We start from the raw sequence: 14,339 nt of genomic DNA, 5'->3' as shown, positions 1-14,339 counted from the left end.
TCTCTCCGCGAGTGCCGCTCGTTGAGACAGACCCCTCACCCAACCGAGTCCGCGGCTCCAGCGTACATGCCCTCTCCCACAAGGGGCGAGGGCACAGTCATGGCTGTCGTGCCCGCCGCGAGGCTGTTTGGTTTCCAGCTTCTCCAAATGGTTGCTCTCCATGAACACGCCGCCAACGTGTTCATGGTCAGTGTACAGTGCCGCCCGCGACTTTTGACCCTCATGGTGAGGAGCGCCGCGCCCGTCGGTTGGCGCTCGCGCAAGCTGCACGCGCGCGGCGCGTCTCGAACCATGAGGCCGAGATGCTCAATTCACCGCGTTGCTGACCATCACCTCGATCAGCTTCGTTCCCGGCCGCCGGAAGGCCTCCGACAGCACCGGCTTGAGCTCACGGGGATCGCTGACGCGCAGCGCCTCGCAGCCGAGGGATCGCGCCAATCCCGCAAAGTCCACCGGCGGATCGACAAAATCCATCCCGATGTAGTTGTCATCGCCGTGGAACGACAGCAGCCGCTGCTTGATGATGCGGTAGCCGCCATTGTTGACGATGACGATCGAGAGCGGCAGCTTGTGGTGCGCGGCGGTCCACAGCGCCTGGATCGAATACATCGCGCTGCCGTCGCCGGAGTAGCACACCACGGGGCGATCGGGATTGGCGAGGCTGACGCCGACCGAGGCCGGCAGGCCCCAGCCGATGCCGCCGGAGGCGAGGCCGTGATAGTTGTAGCGGTCGCGATACGGCCATAGCGCCGTCATGTAGCGACCGGAAGTGAGGCCCTCGTCGACGAGGATGCCGTGTTCGGGCATCGCTTGTGCCACCTGCAGCGCCAGGTAGTCGGGATCGATCGGCGTCTTCTCGCCTGCCGTCTCGATCTGCGCGGTCAGCGTTCGGCGCCGCGCGGTCCAGTTCTTCGAGGCCAGCTCCGCGATGCCCGCCTGCGCCGTGGCCTGTAGCGGCGCGCCGCCGCGCTCGCGCAGCAGCGGCGTCAACTGCCGGAGCGTTTCGCGGACGTCGGCCTTGAGCGCGATCTCCGCGCCGAAATTCTTGCCGAGCTCCCAATCGACGAGACCGATCTGCATGATCGGCAGGCCGTCGGGCAGCGGCAGGGTCTCGCTGTGGACCGACATCCGCAGCGGATCGGCGCCGAGCACGATCAGGAGATCGTGCGGCGCCAGGAGGTCGCGGACCTGCTTCTGTGTTCGCGACAGCGAGCCGATGTAGCAGGGATGTTCGGAGAGGAAATGCGAGCCATAGGGCGCGGACTGCTGATGCACGGGAGCCCCAAGCACCGAGGCGAAGTCGGCGGCTTCCCGCAGCGCATCACTCTTGACGATCTCGTCGCCGGTGATGATCACCGGCCGCTGCGCCTTGAGGATGCGCTCCGCCAGGCCCTGCAGCGCGTCCGCGGACGGCTGTACGCGGGCATCGACGCGCGTGGAGCGGCCGAGCTCGATGCCGGCCTCGGCGTTGAGGATGTCGCCGGGCAGCGAGATGAACACCGGCCCCGTCGGCGGCGTCGTCGCGACCTTCGCCGCGCGCCTGACGATGCGCGGCAGGTCCTCCAGCCTGTTCACCTCCACCGCCCATTTCACCAGCGGCTCGGCCATGCGCACCAGTGGGCCATAGAGTAGCGGCTCCATCAGGCCGTGGCCCTGCTCCTGCTGGCCGGCGGTGAGGATCATCGGCGTGCCCGTGAACTGCGCGTTGTAGAGCGCACCCATCGCATTGCCGAGGCCGGGCGCGACATGGACGTTGCAGGCGACGAGCCGGCCGGACGCGCGGCTGAAGCCGTCGGCGATCGCCACCACCAGGCTCTCCTGCATCGCCATGACGTAGGTGAGATCGGGATGGTCCTTCAGCGCATGCATGACCGGCAACTCGGTCGTGCCGGGATTGCCGAACAGATGCGTGATGCCCTCATCCTTGAGCAGCGCGAGGAAGGCCGAGCGTCCGGTGACGCGGTTCTTCATCAGGTTTCCTCCGAGCAACGCAGCCTAATTTGTTATCGCAAGCCTCACCGCGTCATGGCCGGGCTTGTCCCGGCCATCCACGTCGGTCGGCAAGCGTGGATGGACGTGGATGCCCGGGACGAGCCCGGGCATGACGACGTGGAGGTAGACCAGCACACGGCTTGCATTCCAATTTGCGGCGCTCCTCGCAATGACGGTGGAGAGAGCGCGGGCGCTACGCGTTCACCGTCGCGTCATACGCCGGATAATCCGTGTAGCCCTTCTCCTCGCCGCCATAGAACGTGGGCCGATGATACGGCGTCAGCGGCCAGCCGTGTTGCAGGCGGGCGGGCAGGTCAGGGTTCGAGATGAAGTAGCGGCCGAAGGCGATGGCGTCGGCCTCCCCCTCGGCAATAGTCACCTCCGCCGGCTCTCCCGTGAAGCCGCCGGCGCCGATCAGAACGCCGTTCCAGATCGGCCGGAACAGCGCGAGCGCCGACGGCACGTTCTGCCAGTTGACGTCGGCGCGGCCGGCGCCGGAGGAGCGCGGCTCGATCAAATGCAGATAGGCGATGCCGAGCCTGTTGAGCGCCTCGATCGCATGCGTATAGAGCGGCATCGGATCCGGCTCGCCGGAGCCATTGGCGATGCCATAGGGCGACAGCCGCACGCCGACCTTGTCGGCGCCGCAGGCCGCGATCACGGCTTCCGTCACCTCGAGCAGGAAGCGGCAGCGGTTCTCGATGGAGCCGCCATAGCGGTCGGTGCGCTGGTTGCTGCGGGTCTGCAGGAACTGCTCGATCAGGTAGCCGTTCGCGCCGTGCACCTCGACGCCGTCGAAGCCCGCCGCCATCGCGTTGCGCGCGGCCTGTCCATAGGCGGCGACGAGCGCCGGGATCTCGTCGGTCTCCAGCGCCCGCGGCGTCTCATAGGCCGCGCCCTTGCCCTCCGCCGTCATCGCCTTGAGATCGTCGCCGATCGCAATCGCCGACGGCGCGACCGGCAGCGCGCCGCCGGGCTGGAACGACGAATGCGAGACGCGGCCGACGTGCCAGAGCTGCAGGAAAATGAGTCCGTCCTTGGCGTGGACGGCGTCGACGACCTGCTTCCAGCCGGCGACCTGCGCCTCGCTGTAGATGCCGGGCACATTCGGGCTGCCGGTGCCCGTCGGCAGCACCGGCGAGGCCTCGGCGATGATCAGGCCGCCCGGGGTCGCGCGCTGCGCGTAGTAGTCGACGTTGAGCTGCCGCGGCGCCAGCGTCTCCTTCGCGGCGCGCATGCGCGTCAGCGGCGCCATCACGACGCGATGCTTGAGGTGATAGGGACCGATCTTGAGCGGCGAAAACAGCGCAGGCAGCATTTCTCCCCCGGGGATGTCGTTATGATTGTCGGTTGGGATCATCTTGTTCGCAAAACATGGCGGTGGCAATCTCGGCGCGACCTCCGCACGAGCAGACCCTCCATGCCGAAAGCGGACGCCCCTGCAACCGAGGCCCGCGTCTCGCGTTGCAGGCGCGAAGACCTGTCATGCGGTGACCGCGGATGATCTTGCGGCCGCCCTTGGACGTCATACACAACCGTCTCAAGATCCAGCCGGAGAACACGCCGTGCCCCACCCTGCTCTATCAGCCGCTCACACCGCCGTCGTCACCGGAGGCGCGTCCGGCATCGGCCTTGCCGCCGCCATCCGCTTCGCCGAGCTCGGCATGAACGTCTGCATCGCCGATCTCGACGACGCCCGGCTGCGCGATGCGGCCGCCAAGGTCGGCGCCGCCGCGACGCGCGGCGAGGCGGCGGTCATGACGGCCAAGGTGGATGTCAGCAGCCGCGACAGCGTGGTCGCGCTGGAGGCGGCGGTGCGCGCGCGGTTCGGCCGCGTCGACGTGCTGATGAACAATGCCGGCATCCAGCCGGGCAGCACAATGTTCGGCCCCGCGGAGAATTGGCAGCGCATCATCGGCGTCAATCTGTGGGGCATCATCCACGGCTCGCAGGTGTTCGCCCCCAACATGATCGCGCAAGCAAAGCCGGCGCTGATCATCAACACCGGCTCCAAGCAGGGCATCACCACGCCGCCCGGCGATCCCGCCTACAACGTCTCCAAGGCCGGCGTGAAGGCGTTCACCGAGGCGCTGCAGCACGAGCTGCGCAACACGCGGGATTGCCAGGTGACGGCGCATCTGTTCATCCCCGGCTTCGTGTTCACGCCGCTCACCGCCAATGGCCGGGTCGAGAAGCCGGCCGGAGCGTGGACGCCCGAGCAGACCGTCGACTTCATGCTCGAGCGCGTGGCGGCCGGCGATTTCTACATCCTATGCCCCGACAACGACGTGCCGCGCGCGCTCGACGAGCGCCGCATCCTGTGGGCGGCCGGCGACATCGTCGAGAACCGGCCTCCGCTGTCGCGCTGGCATGCCGACTACGGCGAGGCGTTCGCGGCGTTCGTAAAGAAATCGCCATGATCCGGCCACGCCGCGGCAGCTTGCGTTGCGATGCCGCCGCGTAGAGCTGGGGTTCCCGAGCGCGTCGGATCGTCGCAAGACAGTCGGCGCGCTCCTACGTTCTGCTTCATCGATCGAATCGTCACGGCTGACATTGCCGTGAAGTAACGACTTGCGGTGCAAGCGACGTCGCCTGCTCCTCGGAAAGGCAGCAGCCGTCAAGCGGTGAGATGTCGCAGGTCCGCCACATCAGCCGCATTCACGCCGCACGACAATCTGACGCAGACGCATTCCACAAAGCTTGCGCGAAGCAGCCACGAAGCAGGCGGCAGATCATCTCCATCACCCGCCCCCGTATCAGCCGCAGCCGTTCAGCTCCGGCTGATCCACAGGGGTAGGCAGCATTGGGGAGACCATCGGACATGACGCGCCATCACCGTCACCATCACGACAGTCACCACGGCCATCATCATCACGATCACCACCACCATCACCATCACAATCATCATTGCCAGCCGGCGCCGACGCCTCCCACGCCGACACCGCCCCCGCCGACCCCCACGCCGCCGACACCCGCGCTCGGCTTCGCCGATCTCGGCATCGTCTTCAACGACGCCACGCGCTTCCTCGAAGGCGGGCTGTGGCGCAACGTGGTCGACGAAGGCGGCCAGGGTCTCGGCAGCGTCTACAACTACACCGGCGATCTCACCGTCATTCAGGATGGGCTGAAGGCGATGGTCGCGGCCGGCCAGTTCAACGGCCAGGCGCTCACCAGCGTCAACAAGATCCTCGCCGACATCACCGTCGCGCAGGACGCCGCGATGGCTTCTGTGACCGGCGGCGGCGCGTTCGGCAGCATCGCCGCCGCGGAAGCCGCGCTGCGCAATGCGCATCTCGACATCCTGAACGTCGTCAACAACGATCCGGCGCTGGCGGGCAAGGCCACCAATGCCGACGGGGCCACCGGCTTCCTGCAGGTGCCGCAGCTGCTGCCGGACGGCGTGACGGCGGCGACCGCGCCCAAGAACACGCTGGCCGAGCTCGGCCTGATCTTCAACGATGCCGCCAACCGGCTGCTCGGCGGCGTCAACGACAGCAACGCCGGCATCATCCAGGACGACGTCGACGCGCTGATCGCGGGCCTCAACGCGCTGGTCGCGGCCAACCCGCTGCAGTTCGGCGGATTGACCGGCGTGCACGCGCTGGCGATCATCGATCAGCTGGCGCTCGTCAACACCCACATCAACGGCGCGGCCGGGAATGTCGACATCGGCCGCGCGCTCAACGACGACTTCCTGGACATCATCGACATCGTCGCCGGTGACACCAACCTCGCCAACATGGCGCAGCAGAACGGCCTCAACGGCTGGAGCCAGTTCGGCGACTTCCTCAATCCGACTCCGGCCTATCAGGACAACCAGGCGCAGACCGATTTCTGGGCCATGTTCATCGCGCAGTCGAATGCGCTCGGCAAGGCGGCGATCGCAGCAGTCAATGCCGGCGACGCCGCGGCGATGGCCAAGGTCACCGCCGACCTGATGACGTTCAAGAAGGACGTCACCGATTTCGACGCGGCGCAGGGCGGCATCTTCCAGGCCCGCTTCGACAACGAGCTGCTCGGCGACCAGAGCACGCTCGGCGCCGAGATCGCAAAGATCCTCGAGGGCTTCCAGACCGGCAACAAGGCGCTGGTGGCGGCGGCCGCCGACCAGATGCACCAGAACGCGGCCGATGTCGGCGGCAACAACATCCCGGTCAATGGCGGCGCCTATGACGTCAACGGCACCACGATCGCGCAGGTGCTGGCAACGACGGGCGGCAACGCCAACGCTGCGGCCGTGCTCGCGGAGATCATGGCCGCCCCGGCCGCAAACGTGATCATGCTGCCGTCGGCCGCGTCCTCGCAGGGCGCCGCGACCGCAGTCCCGGAGACGCCCGTCATCGACCCTCCGCAGTTGGACATGTCGCAGCATCAGCACGCCCATCATCACATGTGGGCGTAGTTGCTTCAGGCGCCTGCACCAGCAGGCGCCTGACCAATGCCAGCGCGGTTTCCGTGGCCGGATCGGCCGCGATCACGGAGACCGCGAGCACGATGAGATCGACCGGCTGAGGCGACAGCACGATCACATGCGTCGCATGCCGCGCCGCCATCAGCGCCACCATGCGCTCGACCGCGGGGTCGCTCGCGGCCAATCCCCATGGCGCATCGGCCCGGCGCAGCACGCGCCGTGAGGCGAGAAAGCCGCGCAGCAGCGGCGGATCAAAAGCGGCAAGCTCCGCCTCGCGATAGCGCCGCGCGCTCTCGAAGATCGGCTGGCGCGTCAGCTCGGCAATCAGCTCGTCGCGGGTCGCCGCGGCCGCTGCGCCGATCGAATCGAGCACGCCGGGCTGTCGCGCTTCGAGCACCGCGCGCAACGCGTCACCCAGAAGGCCGATCGTGAGCACGCCCGCGACCGCGACCGCGCAGAAGCGCATCAATTGCGCCGCATCGACCTCAGGTGACAATGCCGCCGCGGCCCCGCCGAGCACGGCCGCGCCCGTCATGCGCAACGACGTCAGCCACACGCCCTGACGCTGCGCCTCGGCGCTGGAGCCGACGATGAGCATCGCAGTCACCGCGAGCAGCGCGCCGAGGGCGCCGAGCCGCACCGGCATGTCCGGGGCCAGGACGCGGAAATCGGTGACGATGAAGGGAATGACGATCAGCGCGCCGAACGCGACGCGGTCGATGGCGCGGTTCTCCCAGGCCAGCAGCCCGGCGCGATCGCGCCGGAGCAGCAGCCACGCGCAGGTCGCAAAGCCGGCGAGCTGGAATGCCGACAGCACCGCCGTATGATGGTTCTCGAACGCGACCGGGCCGAGCGCGCCGGCCAGGGCGAGGCCGATGCCGCCGACCAACGCGGCCAGCTTCAGTCCGCGATGCGCATGCCGGCGCAGCAGTCCCTCGGTGACGACGAGCGCACCGAGCGGGATCAGCGCCGCGGGGATCAGCGAGATGCGGTCGAGCGTGGCGTTGTCCGTCCACCAGGCGATGCCGCGCAGCAGGAACAGCGAAGCCACCAGCGCCAGCAGGGCGACGAGCCGCGCCGTCAGCGGTCCGCGTGGGTCGCGCCGGTGCAGCATCGCCGCGGCGACGGCGAGACCGATGGCGCCGCAGAGATTGACGACGGAATCGGCGACCACGCCGGGCATCATGGCGCGGCCTCGCCGGACGGCAGACGCGGACGCAAGGTGCCGAACGGCCTGGTGTCGTCAAGCCAATGCAACAGCGGCAGGATCATCCGCTGCAGCGCCAGCATCGCCGAGGTGGCGAGCAGCGCCGGCAGCGAGCCGGAGGGAATTTCGCGCAGGAGATAGCGCCGGGCGGCGGCGAGATCGATGCGGCCGAGCTGCAGCAGGTCGTCGCCCCTGGCGTAGTCGAGCTCGCGGGCGCAGAAGCCGTTGTAGATGTCGTCGCGATGTTTCGGCGCAGCCTCGAAGGTCTTCTTCAGCGCATCAGAGCCGCCGGTATAGGCATCGGTGATGACGAAGCGCGCCTCGTCGAAACCGGCCTCGTCGCCGACGCCGAACACCGCGCGATGCGCCCGCATGATGCCGCGCGCGAGCTCCAGATGAGCAAAACTCTGCCGCGCCTCCGGCTGCGGCGACGGATAGACGTCGGAGAAGGTCTCGCACACCATGCCGGCCACCGCCGGCACCTGCGTGACGTTGGAGATCCATTTCGGCCGCAAGCCATCGCGGATGAACAACAGCAGCGTGGTCAGGCCGTAGAGCACGCCCGACAAGCCCTGGCCGCGCGCGTCCGGATCGACCATCACCAGCCCAAGATGGACCACCTCCTGCGTCTCGCCGGCGCGCGCCACCTGCATCACGGCAAGCGCGTTGAAGGCGATCGGCCGGCCGGTCGAAGCGTCGGAGACGAGCGTGATGATGGCGCGGGCGAGCGCCTCGCGCTGGCCGGAGAAGATACCGTAGGTGAGATCCCCCGCGGGCAGCGTCTTGCCGGCGATGATGCGGAGATCTGCGACGAGGGCGGCCAACGCCGCGTCGTCCAGCGTCGTGCCCGGACTCTCGACGATGCGCGTGCGCAAATCCGCATGCGTGCGCAGCGACAGGTCCATCGCCTCCTGGCCCAGCGCGGTCAGCCAGAAGCCGAGATTGTCACGAAGGCGCCTGACGGCTGCGACGATGTTCATTCCCCTCATCCGCCCAGCGCGAACGCAAATGGCTCGCCGAAGCCCTGCCTTCCCGTGATATGCGCCGCCCGCGTTAATACGTGTTCACGCCGAGCGGCGAAGCCGTCGTCAGGGTAAACGCTGCTTGAACGATGGTCATTACAGCAAAGTCTGCCCGTGTAGCTGCCCCTCACCCCACCCCTCTCCCCGTAAGAACGGGGAGAGGGAGCGCAGCCGGGCTCAAGTGAGCAGATTTGCGTTCGCTCACATATGACGTCGAAGTTTTGCGCTCATCTCTCTCCGCGTCGTCATGGCCGGGCGTGTCCCGGCCATCCACGTCGATCGGCAAACTGAGAAGGACGTGGATGCCCGGGACAAGCCCGGGCATGACGGAGTAACCTGCTTCCAGGGTCGCTCGTTACGGCCAGGCCGGCTGCGCTCCCTCTCCCCGTTCTTCACGGGGAGAGGGTTGGGGTGAGGGGCCGCCGCGCGCACCGGCCTCTCCTTCCACGAGAAAGAGGCGAAGTGACCACGCCTCATGCCGCCTTCGACACCTCCATCAGCAGGCGCTCGGCGCGGGCGTCCTCGATGCGGTTGACGAGCTTGCTGCTTTCGTGGCGGTCGCGCAGGGTCTTGGTCAGGGTGACGCAAGTCTGCACCAGCATGACGATGCCCATCGTCAGATAGCCCTTCATCCAGAGATCGATCGGCATGAAGAACACGCCGAGCGCGACGAGAAAGGCGGACGCGCCGAACGAGGCGTAGGTGAAGGTGACGAAGGCACCGCTGTGGGGCTGGACGTTCTGGTTCATGGTCGGCTCCTATGGTGTCGGTTGATGAGTTGATTGGTTGGAGAGCAGTCGTCGCTTCAGTTTGCCGGAGCGGTGCGGCCGGCCTTCAGGCGCGTCAGCACATCATCGGCGGTGGTCTTGATGCGCGGACCGAAGCCCTGTTCGGCCAGCTTCTCGGCGGTCGTAATCGGCCCGGTCGCGGCGTCGAGCTCCATCAGCGCTTCGTCGGCGGCCTGCGCTTCCATCTGCCGCTCGCGCAGCCGCTTCAGAGTCGCCTCCGCCTCCGGCAGCGTGCATTCGTAGGGACGCGCCGCTTCGATGCCGCCGCGGCGCAGGTTGCGCACGGCTTCCGAGGCGCGGGCGATGCGGCGGCCACGGTCGAGCTCCGCGATGCGGGCCTCGGCCCCCGCCACATGCTTCTTCAGCCGCGCAATCTCCGTGGCGAACAGCGCCCGCGCTGTCTTGGCAGCATCGCGCTCGGCCTCCAGGCCGGCGATCGCCTGCGCGGCCTCGCGGGCCAGATCTTCACGGCCGCCATCGAGCGCGGCGGTGGCGCGCACCTCGAGGTCGGTGATGCGGGCCAGCGTCGCTTCGAGGCGCCTGCCCTCCTGCTGGTCCTGCGCAATGGCCAGCGCCAGCGCGCGCTTGCTGCGCTCGACGGCCGCGGCCGCATCGCGCATCTGCTGATCCAGGATCACCAGCGCGGTCCGGTCCTGCAGCTCCTCCTCCGCAACGGCAACGGTTCCCCGAAACAGCGTCAGAACGGTCTTGAACATTGTGAACTCCCTGCTATGAGCATCGCTCATAAGCAATCTTCTAGCGCAATCTTGAGCGTCGCTCAAGAGCAAATTTGAGCATCGCTCAGAGTTATGGTTAACAATGTCTAAAACCTTGGAAAGACGTGTGAAACAGCGTGAGGCCCTGATCGAGGCGGCCGAGCGGATGATCCGGACGCGGGGTCTGGCCGGCCTGAAGACGCGCGATCTCGCCCAGGAGATCGGCGTCGCCAACGGCGCCGTCTACAACCTGGTGGCGGATGTCGACGAGTTGGTGCTGATGGTCGGCTCACGCACGCTGGCGCGACTCGATGCGGAATTGTCGGCGGCCGAGAGCGCCGATCCGCCCGGCCCGGCGGCCGCGCTGGAGCGCATCGCGATCGCCTACTGCGACTTCGCCGCCCACAATCTCGAACTCTGGCGCGCGCTGTTCGAACATCGCATGCCGGCCGACAAGCCCCTGCCCGACTGGGCGGTCGCCGACCAGATGCACCTGTTCCGCCACATCCATCAGCCGTTGGCCGCGCTGTTTCCGCAGCGCTCGTTCGACGACATCAGCATCGTTGCCCGCAGTCTGTTTTCGGCCGTTCACGGCATGGTCGCGCTCGGCCTGGAGCAGAAGTTGATCGCCGTGCCGCTGGCGCTGCTGCGCCAGCAGATCGCGACCATGGTAAGGGCGATGGTGGCGGGGCTGGTGGCGAATGAGAAGAGCGGCGGCTGACGCGCGCTTGATGGCGCGCGCACCGCGCCGTCAGCATCCTTGATGCCAGCCGACCCGACACCGCAACCAACATCATGCGCGTCTCGCCTTGCTGATGCCACAGCGGCTCTCGCCCGATTGATCCGCATTGAGCGAAGCGAACAAACAACCGCCGCATTGCTTCGCAGTATCATGGCGAGGTTCGGACGTGTTCCAGACAATATCTGGAACTGCCGATCCACTGAGACTGATCCGCTTGAGACTGATCCACTGACACTCGATGTCGAGTGTTAGTTCGTGCGACATGCGCAGACGTCGGAGCATGGCCAGCTTCACCGGCCGGCAGATCCTGCAGCGTATGGCGCCGCGCGAGCCAAACAAAAAAATCCAATGAAGCCGGACGCGCGAGCCAAGGGGGAAATCGTGAGACATTTGCGTGCGCCCAATGATGACCGTGACCCGCCATTCTCGCCTGGCTACGAGGACGGCCGGCATCCGATGTATGAGCCGCCGTGGCGCGACGAGCACGAGCGGCCCACGCCTGCCGAATTCGCCTCCCGCTTCGGCGTGCAGCAGGTTCCACCGCCGCCGCGCGAGCGGAATGTCGTCGGCCTGCTGAGCATCCTCGGGCTCGTGGCCGTGGCCGCAGGCGTGGCCGGATTTGCCGCGACGAAGCTGCCGGCGCGGTGGACAGCGGCCCTCTCCGCCAACAGCACTGCCGACGTTGCCGCCGCAGCCGTGGCGCCGTCATGGCCGGCCCGAGCGGCGCCGAGCGCAGCGCCCGTGCAGGATAATCTCCCGACCGGAGCGCTTGCGAGCGCCCTCCCTGCGGCCACGCCGGACCAGAGCACGCCGCTGCGTGAGGAAGACCGCACGCCGAGATTCGACACGCGGATGGCCAATGCCGCGGCGGCGCCGCCGGCCAACACACGGCCTCCGGTGCAGGGCGTCACCGACACGGAGATCAGCTTCGGAATGGCCGCCCCGTTTTCGGGGCCGGCCAGAGAGATGGGCCATCAGCTCAAGCTCGGCATCGACCTCGCATTTGCGCAGGCCAATGAGGAAGGCGGCGTGAATGGCCGCCAGCTCAAGCTCTACACGGCCGACGACGCCTACGAGCCGGCGCGAACCTTGACCGCGATGAAGGAGCTCTACGAGCAGCACAAGGTGTTCGGCTTCGTCGAGAATTACGGCAGCCCGACCGCGCTGATCTCGGTGCCTTACGCGCTCGAACATCATGCGCTGTATTTCGGCGCCTTCACCGGAGCCCCGTCGCTGCGCCGCGATCCGCCGGACCGCTACGTCTTCAACTACCGGGCCGGCTATGCCGAGGAAGCCCATGCGCTGGTGCACTACCTCGTCAAGAGCCGCAAGCTGCGTCCGCAGGAGATCGGCGTTCTCACCCAGCAGGATGCCTATGGCGACGCCGGATGGGACGGCGTCAGCAAGGCGATGCATACCCTGCGCGGCGGCACGGGCGAAGTCTTCCGCATGAGCTACAACCGCAACACCGTCAATGTCGACGACGCCATCGCGCAACTGCGCCGACAGAAACATGGGATCAAGGCCGTCGTGCTCGTGGCGACCTTCCGCGCCGCGGCGAAGTTCATCGAGAAGACCCGCGACCTCTATCCGGACATGATCTATGCGACGATCTCGGGCGTCGGCAGCACCGGCCTCGCCAGCGAGCTGACGGTGCTCGGTCCCAAATATGCCGACGGCGTCATCTGCACCCAGGTCACGCCGGCGGTCGAGGGCTATGCGTCCGTAACGCTGAACTACAAGAAAGCGCTCGCCAAATATTTCCCGGGCGAGCCGGCCGACTACTCTTCGCTGGAGGCCTATCTGACGGCCAACATCCTGATCGAGGGCCTGCGTCGCGCCGGTCCCGCCGTCGATACGGAGTCACTGGTCGACGCCCTCGAAGCGATGCAGAACTACGAGTTGGGCGTCGGATCGAAGGTGAGCTTCGGTCCGTCCGATCACCAGGCGCTGCACAAGGTCTGGGGAACGCAACTCGACAAGACCGGCCAGTATCACGCCATCGATCTGGAATAGGCTTGAGCACAGGGCAGAAGCGGCGCTCGCGTGAGCGGGTTGCTTTCAGCGGCGCTTTCGGCCATAGGGACGGCATGACGAAGATCGAGACCGTGTCCGTGACCATCTGGTGGCGCTCCTCCTAGGAGCGGCACGGCCTCGTCATCACAGTCCCGTTGCCGCCGTTCATCGGCTTGCGACGCGGTCTTGTCATCAAACAGCATCGAAGAGCCCGATCGAGCGGCGGTTCTCACCCCTGGAGAACTCCGATGCCACTATCGCTGCCCGAACGCCCCATCATCCTCACCGGTGACAGACCCACCGGCCCCCTGCACCTCGGCCATTATGTCGGCTCGCTGCGAAATCGCGTCGCCCTGCAGTCCACGCATCAGCAGTTCCTGCTGCTGGCGGATGCCCAGGCCCTGACGGACCATATGCACGATCCGGCGAAGGTGAGCCGGAGCATCCTGGAGATCGCGACAGACTATCTCGCCGTCGGCATCGACCCGGACAGCACGACAATCTGCCTGCAGTCACATCTGCCGGCGCTGGCCGATCTCACCCTCCTTTACGCCAACGTCGTCACCGTCGCGCGGCTCGAACGAAATCCGACGATCAAGGACGAGATCCAGGCGCGCGGCTTCGGCCGCGACATCCCGGCCGGCTTTCTCTGCTATCCCGTCGCGCAGGCCGCCGATATCACCGCCTTCAAGGCGACCATCGTGCCGGTCGGCGAGGATCAGGCGCCGCTGATCGAGCAGACCAACGAGATCGTCCGCCGCATCAACCGCCAGGCGGGCGCAGACGTGCTGCCCGAGGCCCAGGCGCTCATTCCGAGCGTCGGGCGCCTGCCGGGCATCGACGGCAAGGCGAAGATGAGCAAGTCGCAGGGCAACACGATTCCGCTCTCCGCTACGGAAGACCAGATCCGCGATGCCGTCAGGCGCATGTTCACCGATCCCCTGCACATTCGAGCCGCCGATCCTGGCCGGATCGAAGGCAACGTCGTCTTCACCTATCTCGACGCGTTCGACGACGACCATGCCGTCGTCGCCGATCTCAAGGACCGCTATGTCAGCGGCGGCCTCGGCGACAGCGTCGTGAAGAAGCGATTGGAGGACGTGCTGCAGGCGGTGGTCGCGCCGATCCGCGCGCGGCGCGCGGCGCTTGCCCATGATCCCGGCCATATCCTGGAGGTGATCAGGCGCGGCACGGAACGAGCGCGCGCGATCACCGACACCACGCAACGCGACGTGCGCCGCGCGCTGGGGCTGTTCACGCTGCATTAGCCGTCCCGGATGGTGACCGGCACGCATAGGGTGCCAAACAGGATACCAAGGGTGCTGAACGGCAAGAGGCGCCGGCAGCCGCCGAGAAAGCTCGCGTCGCCCGCGCTCCCGTGCCGTTCCGACCCCGGTGTCGGTCCTGCCCGATCAGCGCTCTTCCCTGGTCAAAATTTCATCAGG

The 14,339-nt window shown here is 67.1% G+C and carries 11 protein-coding genes; 5 read left to right on the top strand and 6 right to left on the bottom strand.

Features of this window, described 5'->3' with window-relative positions:
- Window positions 1–306 precede the first annotated feature (306 nt).
- Together NLR35_RS28455 and NLR35_RS28450 are read right to left on the bottom strand one after the other, a co-directional pair.
- On the bottom strand, window positions 307–1,971 hold the full coding sequence (locus NLR35_RS28455) for a thiamine pyrophosphate-binding protein (RefSeq protein WP_257169856.1): 1,665 nt from the start codon (window positions 1,969–1,971) through the stop codon (window positions 307–309).
- A gap of 214 nt (window positions 1,972–2,185) precedes the next feature.
- Window positions 2,186–3,310, bottom strand: coding sequence for an alkene reductase (locus NLR35_RS28450; protein ID WP_257169861.1), 1,125 nt, complete (start codon window positions 3,308–3,310; stop codon window positions 2,186–2,188).
- 247 nt (window positions 3,311–3,557) lie between these two features.
- On the opposite strand from NLR35_RS28450, the gene NLR35_RS28445 reads away from it, so the two are divergent.
- Both NLR35_RS28445 and NLR35_RS28440 read left to right on the top strand, forming a co-directional pair.
- Complete coding sequence (locus NLR35_RS28445) at window positions 3,558–4,412, top strand: SDR family oxidoreductase (protein WP_257169855.1); 855 nt, start codon at window positions 3,558–3,560, stop codon at window positions 4,410–4,412.
- Window positions 4,413–4,813: 401 nt separating this feature from the next.
- A complete protein-coding gene (locus NLR35_RS28440; protein ID WP_257169854.1) occupies window positions 4,814–6,394 on the top strand; it encodes a hypothetical protein in 1,581 nt (526 codons plus the stop codon).
- Here NLR35_RS28440 and NLR35_RS28435 read toward each other — a convergent pair.
- The 4 genes from NLR35_RS28435 to NLR35_RS28420 form a co-directional block, all read right to left on the bottom strand.
- A complete protein-coding gene (locus NLR35_RS28435; protein WP_257169860.1) occupies window positions 6,330–7,586 on the bottom strand; it encodes a hypothetical protein in 1,257 nt (418 codons plus the stop codon). The genes NLR35_RS28440 and NLR35_RS28435 overlap by 65 nt on opposite strands.
- Window positions 7,586–8,590, bottom strand: a complete 1,005-nt coding sequence (locus tag NLR35_RS28430; RefSeq protein ID WP_257169853.1) for a hypothetical protein — start codon at window positions 8,588–8,590, stop codon at window positions 7,586–7,588. Before NLR35_RS28430 ends, NLR35_RS28435 begins: the two co-directional genes overlap by 1 nt.
- Window positions 8,591–9,105: 515 nt before the next feature.
- The gene (locus tag NLR35_RS28425) at window positions 9,106–9,381 is read right to left on the bottom strand and encodes a YiaA/YiaB family inner membrane protein (RefSeq protein WP_257169852.1); all 276 of its coding nucleotides are present in this window, start codon (window positions 9,379–9,381) and stop codon (window positions 9,106–9,108) included.
- 56 nt (window positions 9,382–9,437) lie between these two features.
- Complete coding sequence (locus NLR35_RS28420; protein WP_257169851.1) at window positions 9,438–10,136, bottom strand: PspA/IM30 family protein; 699 nt, start codon at window positions 10,134–10,136, stop codon at window positions 9,438–9,440.
- Between the two features lie 103 nt (window positions 10,137–10,239).
- Here NLR35_RS28420 and NLR35_RS28415 point away from each other — a divergent pair, with 103 nt between their 5' ends.
- The 3 genes from NLR35_RS28415 (at window position 10,240) to trpS (ending at window position 14,162) form a co-directional block, all read left to right on the top strand.
- On the top strand, window positions 10,240–10,857 hold the full coding sequence (locus NLR35_RS28415) for a TetR/AcrR family transcriptional regulator (RefSeq protein ID WP_257169850.1): 618 nt from the start codon (window positions 10,240–10,242) through the stop codon (window positions 10,855–10,857).
- Between the two features lie 402 nt (window positions 10,858–11,259).
- Complete coding sequence (locus NLR35_RS28410; RefSeq protein WP_257169849.1) at window positions 11,260–12,894, top strand: ABC transporter substrate-binding protein; 1,635 nt, start codon at window positions 11,260–11,262, stop codon at window positions 12,892–12,894.
- Between the two features lie 248 nt (window positions 12,895–13,142).
- Window positions 13,143–14,162, top strand: coding sequence for a tryptophan--tRNA ligase (gene trpS, locus NLR35_RS28405; protein WP_257169848.1), 1,020 nt, complete (start codon window positions 13,143–13,145; stop codon window positions 14,160–14,162).
- Window positions 14,163–14,339 lie beyond the last annotated feature (177 nt).

Origin of the sequence: Bradyrhizobium sp. SRS-191, from assembly GCF_024586915.1 — a bacterium.
Lineage (GTDB): Bacteria > Pseudomonadota > Alphaproteobacteria > Rhizobiales > Xanthobacteraceae > Bradyrhizobium.
Note: the sequence above shows the minus strand (reverse complement) of the source record. Positions and strands in the feature narration are given on the sequence as shown.